Annotated in this window: 17 protein-coding genes and 2 pseudogenes; 13 read left to right on the forward strand and 6 right to left on the reverse strand. The window is 64.1% G+C overall.

Annotated elements, in window-relative coordinates; genetic code table 11:
- Window position 1: 1 nt before the first annotated feature.
- Window positions 2-424 (reverse strand): VOC family protein, encoded by a 423-nt coding sequence (locus OU800_RS11650; protein ID WP_268183968.1) that lies wholly within the window; start codon window positions 422-424, stop codon window positions 2-4.
- 80 nt (window positions 425-504) lie between these two features.
- Between OU800_RS11650 and gorA the strand changes: the two genes are divergently transcribed.
- Complete coding sequence (gene gorA, locus OU800_RS11655) at window positions 505-1,860, forward strand: glutathione-disulfide reductase (RefSeq protein WP_268183970.1); 1,356 nt, start codon at window positions 505-507, stop codon at window positions 1,858-1,860.
- Between the two features lie 9 nt (window positions 1,861-1,869).
- On the forward strand, window positions 1,870-2,493 hold the full coding sequence (locus OU800_RS11660; RefSeq protein ID WP_268183972.1) for a trimeric intracellular cation channel family protein: 624 nt from the start codon (window positions 1,870-1,872) through the stop codon (window positions 2,491-2,493).
- Between the two features lie 15 nt (window positions 2,494-2,508).
- Here OU800_RS11660 and OU800_RS11665 read toward each other — a convergent pair.
- Window positions 2,509-2,997, reverse strand: a pseudogene (locus OU800_RS11665) (hypothetical protein); the annotation flags it as partial.
- 248 nt (window positions 2,998-3,245) lie between these two features.
- Here OU800_RS11665 and OU800_RS11670 point away from each other — a divergent pair.
- From OU800_RS11670 to OU800_RS11700, 7 genes and pseudogenes are all read left to right on the forward strand, one after another.
- Window positions 3,246-3,737, forward strand: a complete 492-nt coding sequence (locus OU800_RS11670; RefSeq protein ID WP_268183973.1) for a hypothetical protein — start codon at window positions 3,246-3,248, stop codon at window positions 3,735-3,737.
- Between the two features lie 10 nt (window positions 3,738-3,747).
- Entirely contained in the window at window positions 3,748-4,191 is a 444-nt protein-coding gene (locus OU800_RS11675) for a DUF421 domain-containing protein (RefSeq protein ID WP_268183974.1), read from the forward strand.
- Between the two features lie 146 nt (window positions 4,192-4,337).
- A pseudogene (locus OU800_RS11680) lies at window positions 4,338-4,484 on the forward strand (general stress protein); the annotation flags it as partial.
- Window positions 4,485-4,764: 280 nt separating this feature from the next.
- Entirely contained in the window at window positions 4,765-5,628 is an 864-nt protein-coding gene (gene galU, locus OU800_RS11685; RefSeq protein WP_268183975.1) for a UTP--glucose-1-phosphate uridylyltransferase GalU, read from the forward strand.
- A gap of 15 nt (window positions 5,629-5,643) precedes the next feature.
- A complete protein-coding gene (locus OU800_RS11690) occupies window positions 5,644-6,498 on the forward strand; it encodes an SDR family oxidoreductase (RefSeq protein ID WP_268183977.1) in 855 nt (284 codons plus the stop codon).
- A gap of 343 nt (window positions 6,499-6,841) precedes the next feature.
- Window positions 6,842-7,012, forward strand: a complete 171-nt coding sequence (locus OU800_RS11695; RefSeq protein WP_268183978.1) for a general stress protein — start codon at window positions 6,842-6,844, stop codon at window positions 7,010-7,012.
- A 92-nt stretch (window positions 7,013-7,104) separates the two neighbouring features.
- Window positions 7,105-7,575, forward strand: coding sequence for a hemerythrin domain-containing protein (locus OU800_RS11700; RefSeq protein ID WP_268183979.1), 471 nt, complete (start codon window positions 7,105-7,107; stop codon window positions 7,573-7,575).
- A gap of 34 nt (window positions 7,576-7,609) precedes the next feature.
- Here OU800_RS11700 and OU800_RS11705 read toward each other — a convergent pair whose 3' ends face one another.
- Window positions 7,610-8,569: a N5-glutamine methyltransferase family protein gene (locus OU800_RS11705; RefSeq protein ID WP_268183980.1), complete on the reverse strand. Its 960-nt coding sequence runs from the start codon at window positions 8,567-8,569 to the stop codon at window positions 7,610-7,612.
- 14 nt (window positions 8,570-8,583) lie between these two features.
- Window positions 8,584-9,969, reverse strand: a complete 1,386-nt coding sequence (locus OU800_RS11710; protein ID WP_268183981.1) for an iron-containing redox enzyme family protein — start codon at window positions 9,967-9,969, stop codon at window positions 8,584-8,586.
- A 158-nt stretch (window positions 9,970-10,127) separates the two neighbouring features.
- Here OU800_RS11710 and OU800_RS11715 point away from each other — a divergent pair, with 158 nt between their 5' ends.
- The 3 genes from OU800_RS11715 to OU800_RS11725 all read left to right on the forward strand — a co-directional run bounded on the left by OU800_RS11715 (window position 10,128) and on the right by OU800_RS11725 (window position 12,137).
- Window positions 10,128-11,291 (forward strand): carboxylate-amine ligase, encoded by a 1,164-nt coding sequence (locus OU800_RS11715; protein WP_268183983.1) that lies wholly within the window; start codon window positions 10,128-10,130, stop codon window positions 11,289-11,291.
- A gap of 75 nt (window positions 11,292-11,366) precedes the next feature.
- Entirely contained in the window at window positions 11,367-11,717 is a 351-nt protein-coding gene (locus OU800_RS11720; RefSeq protein WP_268183984.1) for a YgaP family membrane protein, read from the forward strand.
- A 60-nt stretch (window positions 11,718-11,777) separates the two neighbouring features.
- Entirely contained in the window at window positions 11,778-12,137 is a 360-nt protein-coding gene (locus tag OU800_RS11725) for a hypothetical protein (RefSeq protein WP_268183985.1), read from the forward strand.
- A gap of 4 nt (window positions 12,138-12,141) precedes the next feature.
- Here the strand turns inward: OU800_RS11725 and OU800_RS11730 are convergent, their stop codons facing one another.
- Complete coding sequence (locus OU800_RS11730; protein ID WP_268183986.1) at window positions 12,142-12,516, reverse strand: Rho termination factor N-terminal domain-containing protein; 375 nt, start codon at window positions 12,514-12,516, stop codon at window positions 12,142-12,144.
- Between the two features lie 155 nt (window positions 12,517-12,671).
- On the opposite strand from OU800_RS11730, the gene OU800_RS11735 reads away from it, so the two are divergent.
- Window positions 12,672-13,163: an MgtC/SapB family protein gene (locus tag OU800_RS11735; protein WP_268183988.1), complete on the forward strand. Its 492-nt coding sequence runs from the start codon at window positions 12,672-12,674 to the stop codon at window positions 13,161-13,163.
- Between the two features lie 998 nt (window positions 13,164-14,161).
- Here OU800_RS11735 and OU800_RS11740 read toward each other — a convergent pair.
- A complete protein-coding gene (locus OU800_RS11740; RefSeq protein ID WP_268183991.1) occupies window positions 14,162-15,532 on the reverse strand; it encodes a substrate-binding domain-containing protein in 1,371 nt (456 codons plus the stop codon).
- Window positions 15,533-15,657: the final 125 nt, after the last annotated feature.

The following is a 15,657-nucleotide window of genomic DNA, read 5'->3' on the forward strand; positions in this document are numbered from 1 at the left end:
TTCAGGGGATGGGCATCTCTTCGGAGCCAGGCCCTAATGGCTGGCCGTAGCTGAACTCCACGTAATTGCCGGCCGGGTCGCGCAGGCCGCAGTAATAGCCGACCGGGTAGGGCTCCTCGCGCGGCGGCCAGATCAGGCAACCCTGTTCCTCGGCCATCGCCGCGACACGGTCGACCTCGGCGCGGCTGGCCAGGGCGAAGCCGAAATGGCTGTAGTCATCCTCCGCCAGGTTGCGCTGCTGACCACCGGGAATGATGACGATGATGAACTGGTGTTCCTTGCCGGGCTCGGCCAGCCAGACGATGCGCTGGCTGTCACCGGGGCGCTGGTGGACGACCTGCATGCCGCAGAAGCGCTGATAGAAGGCTATGCAGGCATCCAGATCCGGAACGTGCAGGGCAAGGTGGGTCAGGGTAGGGCGCATCACTGTTCTCCTCCCGTGGCTATGACAGCCCCTGGCGTGGGGCTTTGCGGTATGCTCCTGGTCTGCCAAGGAGATACCTCATGAGTTACGACTTCGACCTTTTCGTGATCGGCGCCGGTTCCGGCGGTGTGCGTGCCGCGCGCTTCGCGGCGGGCTATGGTGCGCGTGTCGCGGTCGCCGAAAGCCGCTACCTGGGCGGCACCTGCGTCAACGTCGGCTGCGTGCCGAAGAAACTGCTGGTCTACGGCGCGCATTACGCCGAGGACATCGAGCAGGCCAGTGCCTTCGGCTGGTCGCTGGGCGAAGCGAACTTCGACTGGACGACCCTGATCAGCAACAAGAACCATGAAATCCAGCGCCTCAACGGTATCTATCGCAATCTGTTGACCAACAGCGGCGTGACTTTGTTCGAGGGCCATGCGCGAATCGTCGACGCCCACACCGTCGAGGTCAATGGCCAGCGGCACCGTTGCGAGCGCATTCTCATCGCCACCGGCGGCTGGCCGCAGATCCCCGATATTCCCGGCCGCGAGCTGGCCATCAGCTCCAACGAGGCCTTCTTCCTGCCCAGCTTGCCCAAGCGGGTGCTGGTGGTCGGCGGCGGTTACATCGCCGTGGAATTCGCCTCGATCTTCAACGGCCTGGGCGCGCAGACCAGCCTGCTCTATCGCGGTGACCTGTTCCTGCGTGGCTTTGACGGCGCCGTGCGCGAGCACCTGCGCGACGAGCTGAGCAAGAAGGGCGTCGACCTGCAGTTCAACGCCGACATCGCCCGTATCGAGCGCCAGGCTGACGGCTCGCTCGCGGCCACCCTCAAGGATGGCCGCGTGCTGCTCGCCGATTGCGTGTTCTACGCCACCGGGCGGCGGCCGATGCTCGACAACCTGGGCCTGGAGAACGTCGAGGTCAGGCTCGACGAGCGCGGTTTCATCGAGGTGGACGACCTTTACCAGAGCAGCACGCCGTCGATCCTTGCCATCGGCGATGTGATCGGCCGCGTGCAACTGACGCCCGTGGCCCTGGCCGAGGGCATGGCGGTGGCGCGGCGGTTGTTCAAGCCCGAGGAATATCGCCCGGTGGACTACCAGATGATCCCCACGGCGGTGTTCAGCCTGCCGAACATCGGCACCGTGGGCCTGAGCGAGGAACAGGCCATCGAGGCCGGGCACAAGGTGAAGATCTTCGAGAGCCGCTTCCGGCCGATGAAGCTGACCTTGACCGAGTGCCAGGAGCGCATCCTGATGAAGCTGGTGGTGGATGCCGACAGCGATCGGGTGCTGGGCTGCCACATGGTCGGCCCGGAGGCCGGCGAGATCATCCAGGGCCTGGCCATCGCGCTGAAGGCCGGCGCCACCAAGCAGGTCTTCGACGAGACCATCGGCGTGCACCCCAGCGCCGCCGAGGAATTCGTCACCTTGCGCACGGCGGTCAGGTAAGCATCCATCATGCAGCAACTGTTCTATTTCGCCGACCTGTTCGGCGTGGCCGTGTTCGCCATCACCGGCGCCCTGATGGCCGGGCGCAAAGCCATGGATCTGTTCGGGGTATTGGTCATGGCCATTGTCACGGCCCTGGGTGGCGGCACCCTGCGCGACCTGATCCTGGACAATCACCCGGTCAGCTGGATTCGCGACGACACCTACATCCTGGTGGCCTCACTGGCGGCGCTGGGTACCGTGGCCTGGGTGCGCATGACCCGGCCGATCCACGAGAAGGGCCTGCTGATCGCCGATGCCTTCGGCCTGGCCGTGTTCACCGTGTACGGTACCGAGCTGGCCTTGCAGAACGACACGCCGATCAGCACGGCGGTGATCATGGGGGTGATGACCGGCGTGGTCGGCGGGGTGATCCGCGACGTGCTGTGCAACGAGATACCGCTGATCTTCCAGAAGGAAATCTACGCCACGGCCTGCATCGCTGGGGCGCTGACCTTCATCGGTCTGCGCATGCTCGGCACCCCGCACTGGCTGGATACCGCTGCCGCCATGCTGGTGGTGCTGCTGGCGCGCCTGGCCGCGATCCATTGGCACCTGGCGCTGCCACGTTTCCATCTTCTCGATAAGCCCTGAGGACTGATCCGGCTGCAGTTGCAGCCAGAGCGTGAAGGCGCCCACACCGGCCCAGAACACGATGAACAGCCAGGGTGAGCGCAAGGAAAAGAGCAGCGACTTGTAGCCGCTATCCAGGCTCGACTCCTGCTCGCTGAATAGCGGGAAGTCATCGTAGGCATGGCCGAAGCCAGGGTCGCCGCGCAGCAGTTGTTCCTGCTTGTAATGCCAATGCCCGATGATCGCCGCCGACGCCTTGATGCCTGGCCAGGCATGCAGCGAACTGACCACCCCCAGCAGCGCCAGCAGGGTCGGGAAGACCAGGGTGAAGAGCTCGCCCCAGACGTCATTGCTGTTGGCCATCGAGGTGGCGTAGGCGATCACCAGGAAGGACTGCGCCGACAGATAGGCGTTGGTGCGCCCGGCCAGCAGGCTGGTTTCGTACTGGATCTCCCGGCGATAGAAGTCGAGCCGCTCCCTGGGGCTGCCGAAGAGCAGCGTCAGCGATGGATCATCCGGTTTCATCCAAACCTCTGCAGGCGTCTTTGCGCCATCGGTGCCTGGTTCTGGCTATCCCGGGCAGGTGTCCGGCAGGTCTTGCGTTTCATCCCATCTCCTCGTGTGCAGCGTTTCGGTGTTCACCTGCGTTGCAGGTGCACCTGTAAAGGGACTGGCATGATTGAACTAGGGTCGCCCAAACCGACGGACGGAAGCGTGATTCTTTCCTGACCTTTGCTGCGCCAAGCGGTCACAACAGGCAGGAGGAACCGTCCATGCACCAGTCCGAACGCAACAGCCGCCGTGTGCCGGTACGCGAGAACATGCCGCTGCAGATTCGTGGTTGGCAGATCGAGCGCGTGGGTTGGTATGGCCTGCTTCTGCTGGTTGCGCTGGCGTTGGCCGGTCTGTTCTCCAAGGGGCCGCTGAGCGATGCCCGTCTTGCCAGCCCCCGGGGTGAGCTGCAGGTGCACTATCAGCGCTTCATGCGCAACGGCGCTTCGTCATTGCTGCTGGTGAGGTTACCGCGCGCGGCTGCCCTGGAACTGGGCGGCGAGCTGCTGCAGGGCTTCTCCATCGAATCGATCCAGCCGCAGCCGGCCAGCAGCGTCAGCGACGGCCAGGGCGGGCTGGTCTTGCACTTCGGCAAGGGCGCGGCCATCACCGAGGTCAGCATCCAGCTCAAGGCCGACGGTGTCGGCGCCTATCGTTCGCACCTGCAAGCGGCTGGCCAGCGGGTCGAGATCAGCCAGTTCATCTACCCCTGAGGAGACTCCCATGGATGCCGTACTACGTGCGGGCGCCATCTATCTGGCGCTGCTGATCCTGTTCAAACTGGCTGGCCGGCGTTCGCTGGCGCAGCTTTCCACCTTCGACTTCGTGCTGCTGTTGATCATGGGCGAGGCGACCCAGCAGGCCCTGTTGGGCGAGGACTTTTCCGTTACCAACGCGGTGCTGGTGATTGTCACCCTGATCGTGTTGGATGTCGGCGCCTCGCTGCTCAAGCGCCGCAGCGAACGGCTGGCGCAGTTGCTCGACGGCACGCCGACCGTGGTGGTCGAGGATGGCGTGCCGCTGCAATGGCGCCTGGACAAAGCGCGCATGACGCTCGATGACGTCATGGAGTCGGCCCGCGAGAACGGGCTGGAGCGCCTGGAGCAGATTCGCTACGCGATCATCGAGCGTAACGGCAAGATCTCCATCATCCCGCAGGCAGACTGAGGCGCAGACAACCGCTCGTCCGCGGTGTCGCGGTACAGCGCAGAAAAAAGCTGAACATCCGCCGCAGGGGCTTTCTCCAAAACAGTGCAAGGGCATTGGTGCCCTGTCACTGAGGAGATACCGATATGACCACCAACAAGAACCCTGGCAACTTCGCCAACGACCGCGAGAAGGCCTCCGAGGCCGGCAAGAAAGGCGGACACAACAGCGGCGGCAACTTCGCCAATGACCGCGAGAAGGCCTCCGAGGCTGGCCGCAAAGGCGGGCAGAACAGCCACGGCGGTCGTAGTTGAGTCTTGCCACACCCCGAGGAGGCTCCTGGTGGGCCTCCTTCCTTCCAGCGATTCGCGCGACATTCGACAAGCGAGTCTGATGCCCTTCGCTGCATGCCGTGGGGCTGGCACGCATGCAGTTCGCCTTCAGCATGTCCTTCCGCTTGGAGTTGTCATCTGTTCCGCGGCACGGTGACACCCGAGCAGAGCTATCACTGAGCAGGGGGATGAAAAATTCTTGAACCGGGCGGCGCTCAGATGAGTCCTTTCCTAGTACCCACCCTCAGAACATTGGTGCCCCATGATCAAGAAATGTCTGTTTCCCGCTGCTGGTTACGGTACCCGCTTCCTGCCTGCGACCAAGTCGATGCCTAAGGAAATGCTGCCGGTGGTGGATACGCCGCTGATCCAGTATGGCGTCGAGGAAGCACTTGAGGCCGGGCTCAACCAGATCGCCATCGTCACCGGCCGGGGCAAACGTTCACTGGAGGATCACTTCGACATCAGCTACGAGCTTGAGCACGAGATCTCCAACACCAGCAAGGAAAAATCCCTCAACGGCATTCGCCACCTGATCGATTCCTGCACCTTTTCCTACACCCGCCAGGTGGAGATGAAGGGCCTCGGCCACGCCATCCTCACCGGCCGCCCGCTGATCGGTGACGAGGCCTTCGCCGTGGTGCTGGCCGATGACCTGTGCCTGAACGTCGACGGCGATGGCGTGCTGACGCAGATGGTCAGGCTCTACGAGCAGTTCCGCTGTTCCATCGTCGCCATCCAGGAGGTGCCGATGGAGGAGGTGTCGCGCTACGGCGTGATCGCCGGCGAGGCGCTGCGCGAGGACATCTTCCGCATCGAGCGCATGGTGGAAAAACCCAAACCCGAGGATGCCCCGTCGAACCTGGCGATCATCGGTCGCTACATCCTCACGCCGGACATCTTCGACCTGATCGAGCAGACCGAGCCGGGCAAGAGCGGCGAGATCCAGATCACCGATGCCCTGATGAAACAGGCCGAACAGGGCTGCGTGCTGGCCTACAAGTTCAAGGGCCAGCGCTTCGACTGCGGTTCGGCCGAAGGCTACGTGCAGGCCACCAACTTCTGTTTCGAGCACCGTCACAAGACCCACCCGGCAGCCGTGAGCCCACGCTTGCAGGCTGTCTGAACCAAGGAGCCCCGTATGAACGACAAGACATTGCCGCCCCAGCATCAGCAACGTCAGCCCGGCCTCGAGCATGCCATGCAGCCCGAGCCGATCTACCTCGACGAAGCCTATCGTCCTGCCGGCAAGCTGATCGACAAGGTGGCGATCATCACTGGCGGCGACAGTGGCATCGGCCGTGCCGTGGCCGTGCACTACGCCCTGGAAGGCGCCAAGGTGGCGCTGGTCTACCTGAACGAAGACGAGGATGCGCAGAAGACCGTGGACGAGGTCAAGCGTCACGGCGGCGAGGCCCTGGCCCTGGCTGGTGACGTCGGCGATGCGGGCTTCTGTCAGTGCGTGATCGATGCGGTGATCGGCAAATGGGGGCGCCTGGACATCCTCATCAACAATGCCGGTGAGCAGCACCCGCGCAAGGATCTGTCGGAGATGGACGAGGAGCAGTGGCAAAAGACCTTCCGCACCAACATCTTCGCCATGTTCCAGCTGACTCGCGCGGCGCTGCCGCACCTGCACAGCGGCGCCAGCATCATCAACACCAGCTCGGTCACCGCCTACAAGGGCAACCCGATGCTGATCGACTACTCCTCGACCAAGGGGGCGATCACCTCGTTCACTCGCTCGCTGTCGATCAATCTGGCGTCACGTGGAGTCCGGGTCAACGGCGTGGCCCCGGGTCCGATCTGGACGCCGCTGATTCCTTCCACCTTCAGTGCCGACAAGGTGGCCGAATTCGGCGCCGAAACGCCACTGGGGCGGCCGGGGCAGCCAGCCGAAGTGGCGCCGGCCTACGTCTACCTGGCCAGCAACGATGCTTCCTACGTCACCGGGCAGATGTTGCATGTCAACGGTGGGAGTGTGGTCAACGGCTGATCATTCCTACAAGAAGCTGTGAAGAACGCACGGGCATGCAGATGTTCGTGCGTTTTTTATTGGGGCTTCCTGGACTGGACATGGTGTGGGGTGCCGGGCCTGGCATGGACTAGCGGACTGTTCGCGAAGCAGTACGCCGAGTTCATCGGTGAGGGATCAAGCATGAAGTTTCCTGCGCATGAACAGCAAAAAAACAACCAGATTTTCTTCCATCGCCATCCTCGAAAAGAGCCGATATACGGCACTTAAAATAACCTGAACACCTCACCGTCTGGATTGCCTGAATAATTGCAAGGGCAATAAAGCCATTGCACGGAAATATCAAACTCAGGAGGGCCATGACATGGCTGCTAACAAGAATCCGGGAAACTTTGCAAACGACCGCGAAAAGGCTTCCGAAGCCGGGCGCAAGGGTGGCAAGAACAGCGGAGGCAACTTCGCCAATGACCGCCAGCGTGCCTCGGAAGCCGGACGCAAGGGAGGCCAGAACAGTCACGGCAGCCGTGACTCCTGAGCCGTCTGCAAGGCCCGATTTCTCGGGCCTTGCATTATTTCCCAAAGCTGCAAGACCGTGATTGAAAAAAGCCTGGATAAGGGAGAGAGACCATGAACGCCATCGATCTTTTGAAGCAGGATCATGAGACGGTAAAGGCACTGCTCGAACAACTGCAGGATACCAGCGAGCGCGCCGTGCAGACGCGCAAGAAACTGGTGGCGAAGATAGAGCAGGAATTACAGATTCATACCGCACTGGAAGAGCGCATCTTCTATCCGGCTTTCCGTGAGGCCGGCAAGAAAGAAGAAACCGTGATGACCAGTGAAGCCAAGGAAGAACACCGTGCCGTGGATTCTTTGGTATTGCCCGATATCAAGGAAACTTCACCCTCGACCCTGGAGTTCGCTGGGCGGGTGAAAGTGCTCAAGGAATTGCTCGAACACCATATCGAGGAAGAAGAGAGCGACATGTTTCCGCAAGCCAGCAAACTGCTCGGTAAACGCCGCCTGGAGGAACTGGGCGAGCAGATGCAGGCCATGCGCAAGACCCTCGAGAGCGAATCGAAAAAACGCGCCGCTTGAGCCAAGGCGGGGGCCCTGGGCTCCCGCCTCGTGCTCATTGCCGGCAGGTAAGACGCAGGGCCACGCAGGCGATGCGCTCCACCTCGGCGTAAGCCTGATTCTGCAACTCCTCGCCGAACACGTCCGGATCGATCTCTTCGTACTGCCAGTCCCAGCCCGTGTCGCGCAGCGACAGGGCGATGGCGTTGAACAGCGCATCCTCACCCTTGACGATCGCCACCCCACTGTACAGCAGCAGGGTGCCGCCCGGTGCCAGGCGCTCCATGGCGGTGTCGAAGATCGCCAGCGACAGCGCACTGCCATGGCGACCACCGCCATGGCGATAGGTGCGGCGCAGCGGATCGAGCATGTAGGGCGGGTTGGCGATGATCAGGTCGAATTGGCCGTCCACGTCGCGCAGCAGATCGCTGTGCCGGGCCTGCAGGTTGAACAGGCCGGCCAGGCGCGCGTTGACGGTGGTGAAGGCCAGCGCTTCGGGGTTGATGTCCAGGGCCAGCACTTCGGCCTGGGGCCGCGCCAGGGCAGTGCAGATGGCGCCGGCGCCACTGCCGCAACCGATGTCGGCGATACGCCGGATGGGCCGCCGTTCATGGGCCAGGTGCGCCTTGAGCAGGCGCACGAAACGGTAGGTGTCGGGACCGAAGAACACCGCATCGGCCTGCTCGGTGGGAAAACCGGCGTGCAGGTAGAGTTGTTCATCCAGGCTCGACCAGCGCACCCGGCTGCGCCAGAGATCCCCACAGGGTTGCAGCACCTCGGCGCCACGCATCGCCGTCATGATCGGCTCATCCAGCAGTTCCAGCGAGAAGGGACGGTTCCAGCCGAATACATCGCGCAGATCGCCAGCCAGGGCTGCATCCGCGCGGGCATTGACCCGTTCGTGGGTCAGTGGCGTGGGCGTGATGAAGTGGTAACCGCGTGCCCGCAGCAGGCTGCCCAGTTGCAGCAGGGCGATGTCGCGTTCGCAGGTCGGGGTCAGGCCGCTTTCGTGCATGGTGTTCTCCAGGTTCAACGGGCCTGTTGCAGCAGGTCGCTGAACAGCCGTGTGGCGGCCAGGCCGGCCACGCTGGGGTGGCGGGCCGGGGCCAGCAGTTCGATCAGACGCGCTTCGCGTTCGTCCGGTTGCAGTGCCCTGAGTTCGTCGCTCAGCGCCTGGCGTTCGGCCTCCTGCAGGGGGGCTTTGGCAGCGGCCGCCGGAAGGCTCAGCACCTCCTTGTGCGGGGGGCGGCGCAAGCTCAGGGTAGGGGCCTGGTCGCCAGCGATCCAGTCATGCAGCAACTGCCGCTCATAGGGGGTGAAAACGCCGAACATGGCTGCCCCTTCACCCTCCACCAGGCGCCAGAAGCGGCTATGGCTGGGGTCGCGATGGCGCCTGATCCAGCCATGACGCTGCAGGGCATCGAGAAAGGCCTCGATGCTTTCGGGCGCTGCCAGCCACTGGTTCACCGTGCGCCCGCCGATGCGGCAATGATCCGAGTGCGCCTGGGCGGCGAAGGGGCGTTTGCCTTCGAGCATGCGCACCAGCTCCTGTTGCAGGTCGAAACCTGCGATCACCGCGCACGAACCGCTGCCCAGATCGTTGAGGCGATAGCCGAGGCGCACGCGGCGGTAGAAGTCCTCGGCATCGCCCACCTGCGGCAGGTTGTCCAGCACGCTCTGCACCGCCTTGGCGGCATGGCCGCTGGCGGCGTTGTCGATGGTGACGTGGAGCTGGAAATAATAGGGGTCGATGCCCAGCTCCTTGAGCTCGTAGGCGCTGATCAGCAGGTGCAGCGGCAATTGTTCGTAGCCGAGGTTGTAGCCGATCACCTCCGGCAGGAAGGTCTCGGCCTGCAGGCCGAGCGCTAGCTGGATGGCGCCCTGGCGATAGAGCCCGTCGTCCAGGGCACTGGGCTGCTCGCAGCCTTGCGCCGCCAGCAGCCGACGGTACAGCAGTACGTGATTCTGCGCGGCCAGGCCGTCGCCCAGCTCTTCCAGATAGGTGCGCACCAGTGGTTGCAGGCGCAGGTCGCGCCAGTACGGCAGGCAGCCATAGAGCCAGGCGCCATCGACCTCCTTGGTCGGTGCCACTGCGCGCAGGAAGTACAGAGCCTGAGCGCGCCCGGCGAAGTACCGTCGGGGGCCACCGGCATGGCGTTCGGCGAGGTAGGCCGCGTATTCGGCGCCGACCTGTGCAGTGTGCAGGCGCGACCACTGGGGCAGCTCGGCGGGCACTTCGGGCAGGTCGCAGGGCAACTGCGCCGCGTCCTCCAGGCTCGCTTCGAGAACGGCCCGTGCCGCAGGCGCACCCGGTCGTGCCGCGAGCAACTGGCGGTAGCTGGCTTGCCAGGGGCCGCTCTCCGGGACTGGGCGCGCAAGCTTGGCGAGCGGCGTGGCGAGGCTGGCAATCGGCATGGATGGTTTCTCCTGTGGCAGGGCCATGTTCTGTCTAGGAGGGGCCGGTTCGGACAAAGATTCCACCTAAATCTCGGCCTGCGGGCGCTCCGTCCGATGGGTTGAACCTGGCAGCCTCGGAGCGGCTCCATCACTGCACCCACCCATGCGAGCAGGCCATGACAGACAGCAGTTTCGGCATCGAAGAGGAATTCTTCCTCACGGATCTGGCCACCAGGAAGGTGGCCCGCGATGGTCTCGACACCTTCGCCGCGACGTGCCGGCAGGCACTGGGGACAGGGTTCACCCGGGAGATGTTCGCCGCCCAGTTCGAGGTGGTGACGCCGGTTTTGCACGACCTCGCCGCAGCGCGCCAGTACCTGAGCCAGGCGCGCCGCTGCCTGGCCCGCCTGGCGCAACGCCAGGGCTGTGGCATCGTCGCCGCCGGCAGTCACCCGCTGGCTGACTGGCGGGATGTGCAGGCCACCGAGCTGGCCCGCTACCAGACGATCTTCGACGAGTACCGCCTGGTCGCCAGCCGCAGTGTGCTGGCGGGCTTGCACGTGCACGTCGGGGTGCCCGAGGGCGTCGACCGCATCCGCCTGATGAACCGGCTCATACCCTGGTTGCCGCTGCTGCTGGGCCTGAGCGCGTCATCACCCTTCTGGCAGGGGCAGGCGTCGGGCCTGATGAGCTATCGCCAGGCGGTGTGCGATGAGTGGCCACGCATGGGCATCCCTGATCACTTTCGCGACGAGCATGCCTACCAGCAGTATCTGCAGGTGATGACCGACACCGGCTGCATCGCTTCGGCGGCCAACCTGTGGTGGAACATCCGCCCCTCGCTGCGCTACCCGACCCTGGAGCTGCGCATCGCCGATGCCTGCCCCGACCTGGACGATGCGCTGTGCATCGCCGGGCTATTCCGCGCCATGCTCGAGCACCTGTTGGCCACGTCTCACCCGGCCTGGGTGGATGACCCGCTGACCCGCACCCTGACCCTGGAGAACCGCTGGCGGGCCAAGCGCCGTGGTGTGCGCGGTGACTTCATCGAGCCGGCCAGCCGCCGCAGCCTGCCATTCCAGGCCTGGTTGGAACGGGTGCTGGAGCAGATCGGCGAACGGGTGCCGGCCGCTGACCAATGGATACTGGCCCGCGCCCGCCGCCTGGCGCGCCAGGATGGCAGTGCCGAAGCGCAGTTGCGCAGCTACCGGCAGGCCCGTGCTGCCGGCCTGGGCCATGGCGAGGCGTTGTGCAGCCTGGTCGATGAGTTGATGGTGCAGAGCAGCCTGGCGCCATCCGGCGGGCTGGAACGCAATCCGGCCACTGGCCCGATTGTCTGAACCTTTGCTGGATGGTGGTGCTTCTAAAACACACAGGGGCTGTATCGGCTCCGTCACTGACCAGGAGAACATGCCATGTCATCACTCACTCATAACGTCCACCGTCTGGAGCGTGCGGTTTCCCTCGCCACTGGCCTCACCGCCATAGTCGCTGGCGTATCCCGTGGGGGCGCTGGGGGCGTGCTCAAGGCGCTGGGCGGTGCCGTGCTGGTGCAGCGCGGGCTGACCGGGCACTGCGTGGTCAAGGGGATGGTCAGCGATCCCAAGGCCGAGATCGAGTGCCTGCGCCAGCGCATCGCCGACATGCGGGCCGCACTGCCCAAGGTGCACGAGCAGAGTGCAGCGAGCAGGGCGCCCCACCAGGAGTCCAAGCTCGACCATGCCGTGGAGGAAACCTTTCCGGCCAGCGACCCGATTTCGCCCTGAGTCGAGGCGTCGAGCTAACGCGCGGCGGCTGTATGCCGCCGCCCGCACAGGAGATTTGCCATGCAAGACCGCAATGACAAACCACTGGATTTCCAGGACGACCAGCAAGCGCAGGACGAGCGCACTGCGGAGCGCCAGGCAGGGCTGACCGGCGCCGCCACCCAGGGGCAGAGCGAGCACGAGGACAACGTCAGCCTCGATGATCTCAGCCCGGACACCCTGATCGATGACAGCGGCGCTCGTTCCCCGCACGAGCCGGGCGGCGATCGGCCCATGGACGAGGAACTCAGCGTGGTGGACGAGACCGAGGTGGATCTGGGCATCGGTCTGGACGAAGCCGAACTGGCCCGCTCCGCGCCGCTCGACGGTGAGCCGTGGAGCGACGAGGTAGTCGAGGGCGATGGCGATGACCGCGAATGAATGCCTACATTTTGCGCAGCGCTTCCAGCAGTTCCTGCTTGCGCATGCGTGAACGGCCGGAGAGATCACGCTTGCGCGCCAATTCCATCAGTTCGTCACGGCTCATGGCCTCCAGCTTCTGCCCGGGGCGGGGCACGCCCTGACGCGATTTTGCCGCACGGCGCGCAGAGGATTCGCGCGCCGCTTTTTTCTCCGCACCGCTGGTGCTGCGGCCCGATCCGCCGGGCTTGTCGCCGCCACCGGACTGCTTGTTGACCGTGGCCCAGGCACGCGCTTCGGCTTCGTCCTCCGGCACGCCACGGGCTTTGTAACTGTCCTCGATATGCTCGGCCTTGCGTTTCTGCTTGTCGCTGTACTTGGCTTTGCTACCCCTTGGCATGGTGCTTTCCTCCAGGCGGTTTCGGCCGGATGGCCGATTTCCTAGCAGGAGAAACTCAGGGCAGCGGATTGGTTCCCCGCCCTGGACGAGCGGCCAGGCGAACCCTCGCCGGCCTTGGCGCTCAGACAAAGAAAACGACTTGAGGCGGGCGTGCGATGGATCTGGCTGAAACTCTGCTGGCCACCCTGAAACTGGAGCTGGCCGACCTGCTGCAGGTCGAGCACCTGCTACGCTCCAGCCTGCGCCTGTTGCTGGCCATGCTGCTGGGTGGCCTGCTCGGCTACGAGCGTGCGGTCACCGGCAAGGCCGCCGGGGTGCGCACGCACATGCTGGTGTGCCTGGGCGCGGCCATCTTCGTCATGGTGCTGGAGCAGGAAGGCGCCGCCAGCGATGCCATGAGCCGGGTGATCCAGGGTGTGGCCACTGGCATCGGTTTTCTCTGCGCTGGCACCATCCTCAAGGGCAACAGCCTGGCCGACGTGAAAGGCCTGACCACCGCCGCCGGGCTGTGGTCGTCGGCGGCCATCGGCGTGGCGGTCGGGGTTGGCAGCGAGGCCATCGCCGTGTTGGCGACGTTGCTGGTGTGGCTGGTGCTGCGGGTGATTCCGCAATGGGTGGATTCGCCGCACAGAAACGGCAACTCCTGAGCAAGATAAGGTTCTTTGCAGAGTCTCGGGAAAATCAGCATTGATACTGGACTGGCAAGTTTGTGTGTTGTTTTCGGTGTTCAAGCTGCTTATCGCGTTTAGCTGATGTCCTCTGTTTCGCCCCCCGGCGACCTTCTTTTGTCAAACGCCACAAAAGAAGGCAAAAAGGCCTGGCACCCCCGCCATCCGGGTCTCGCTGCGCTCGACTTCCCTCACTCCGGCACCGCTCCGGGGTCGGCTTACAAGGGCCATCCCTGGCCCTTTAAGCCTCTCGCGGCATCCATGCCGCTCGCCCCCTGCGCAGTGCCTACGTTCGGCCTCCTGAAGGGGGTATTTGCGCGTCTGAACGAACTTGTATGCCAGGTGTTGCACGCAGTGTTTTGGTAGTCGTGAAGTCGCTATGGGTCGTCGAGTTAAACCAATAGTTTCATTCGCGTAGTTTCATGCGCTTGGATAGCTTGCCGGCTTTCAGCCGGCATTCAGGTCAGCCCTTGGGCTGACCAATGTTCAAGCACTCCGCACTACTTCTGGGTTACCGCAGGTTCAGGCGCGTGCAGAGCCTGCCCAGGAGGGTGAACAGAGTCGTCGTGGAAGAGGTTGAGCGACATGGATGCAGGAGGTAGAGCGACGCAGGATGCCAAAGCCGAGAGCCGCGATGGGCCATGGATGGCCCACCGTCGGTGGGCCGCATCCGGTCGGGCCTCTGGAACGGCGATGGAGTGAGCGAACCCTCGCGCAGCAGGGCGGGGGCGCCTAGCTCGGATGACCGGGCGGAGGGTTTTGGTTACTTTTCCCGGGCCGGCCATCCGGGGCAAAAGTGACTCGCCTGGGAAGGCGAAATCAGAGACATCAGCAGAAACGCGGCAATCCGGAACAGGCACAAGAATAACCATCACAGGCCAACAAGATCACACACAAACTTGCCAGTCCAGTCTCAAGACAGACTTTCCCGAGATTCTGCGAAGAGCCTTATATTCGCTGGGCGCTGGTCAGGCGGGTCAGTAGACCCATACCTCGACACGGCGATTGCGGATACGCCCGCTGTCTTCGTCATTGGCGGCCACCGGCAGCTCGTCGCCCAGGCCGATGATGTCGCGAAACAGCACTCCCTGGCTGGCCAGTTCACGGCGTACCGCCATGGCGCGCAGCTTCGACAGCAGCTCGGCGCGTGAGGGCGCGCTCTTGGGGTCGCCGAAGCCTACCAGCACCGCCTTGTTCTGCATCTTGTCGTGGCCGCTGAGGTAGTCCAGCACCCGGTTCAGGTCACGCTGGGCCTTGTTGTCGAGGCTGGCGCTGCCTTCCTGGAAACGGAAATTGACCGACAGGCGCTGGGCCTTTGCGGCGAGTTCGCGGTACTCGGCGGGCATCTGCGCGGACGGGGCAACCTCGATGGCGCGTACCGTCTGTGCGATGAAGCCGCTGTCGGCGACGATCTTCTGCCCCTGGGGGCCATGGGCGAAATCGATCAGCGCGCGCACCCAGGTGTTGTTCGAGCGCGGTGGAGCGTAAAGGAACAGGCGGCGCGACAGCGGATAGTCCTCGGTGGCGATCAGGCTGGTGCTCGGCAACATGGGCTGCGAATCCCCGGAGGCGATGGCCACGGCCTTGGCCCGGCGGATGTAGGGCAGGCCGATGAAGCCGATGGCGTTGGCATCCTGACTCACCGCATCGGACAGCGCGGTACTGGACTCGAAGCGCTTGGCCTCGGCGGCCAGCTTGTGCGCGCCGGGGGCCAGTACCAGCTCCTTGAAGGTGTCATAGGTGCCGGAGTTGTCGTCGCGGGCATAGAGTGTCACCGTGCCGGGGCGGCCGCCGAGTTCGCGCCAATCGCGAATCTCCCCGGCGAACAGGCGGGCCAGTTGCTCGATGTCCAGGCGGGCCACGGGGTTGCTGGGGTTGACGATGATGGCCAGGCCGTCGATGGCGATGATCTGCTCGGCTGCCAGGCTACGCATGTCGCCCAGAGCGGCCAGCGCCTCGGCCTCGCTGTCCTTGATCGGGCGAGAGGCCGCTGCCAGATCGGCGCTGCCCTCTTCGAGGGCGACGAACCCCGTACCGGAACCATGGGCCGCCACCTCCGCTACCAGGGTGCGCCCATCAGCGCCCTTGGCGACAATGCGTTGCTCGTTGTCGGCCGCGCCCGGCACGATACGGATATCGCTCAGGCCCTGAGCGGCGAACAGGCCCTTGATCAGTTCCGGGCCTAATTTGGCGCCGATGGTATTGGAGCCCTGCACGCGCAGTACCGGGGCGTCATCTTGGGCGGCGAACACTGACAGAGGCAGGGCATAGCAGATGAAACCGAGCAGCAGCAGGGAAAGGGTACGGCTCCACAGTTCGTGGTCTTGGCTGGCTTGGGCGCGCGACATGCGGCAAACACCTTGTCTTGGGCACCTGCAGCAGGCCGTTGAAAAACGTAGGCGAGGCAGCCAGTGCAAGGCAAAAACAGCCGAAAAAGCGCAGTTTACGTGTTGTAAATGAGCATTTTGAGGCT

This window comes from Pseudomonas sp. GOM7, from assembly GCF_026723825.1.
Lineage (GTDB): Bacteria > Pseudomonadota > Gammaproteobacteria > Pseudomonadales > Pseudomonadaceae > Aquipseudomonas.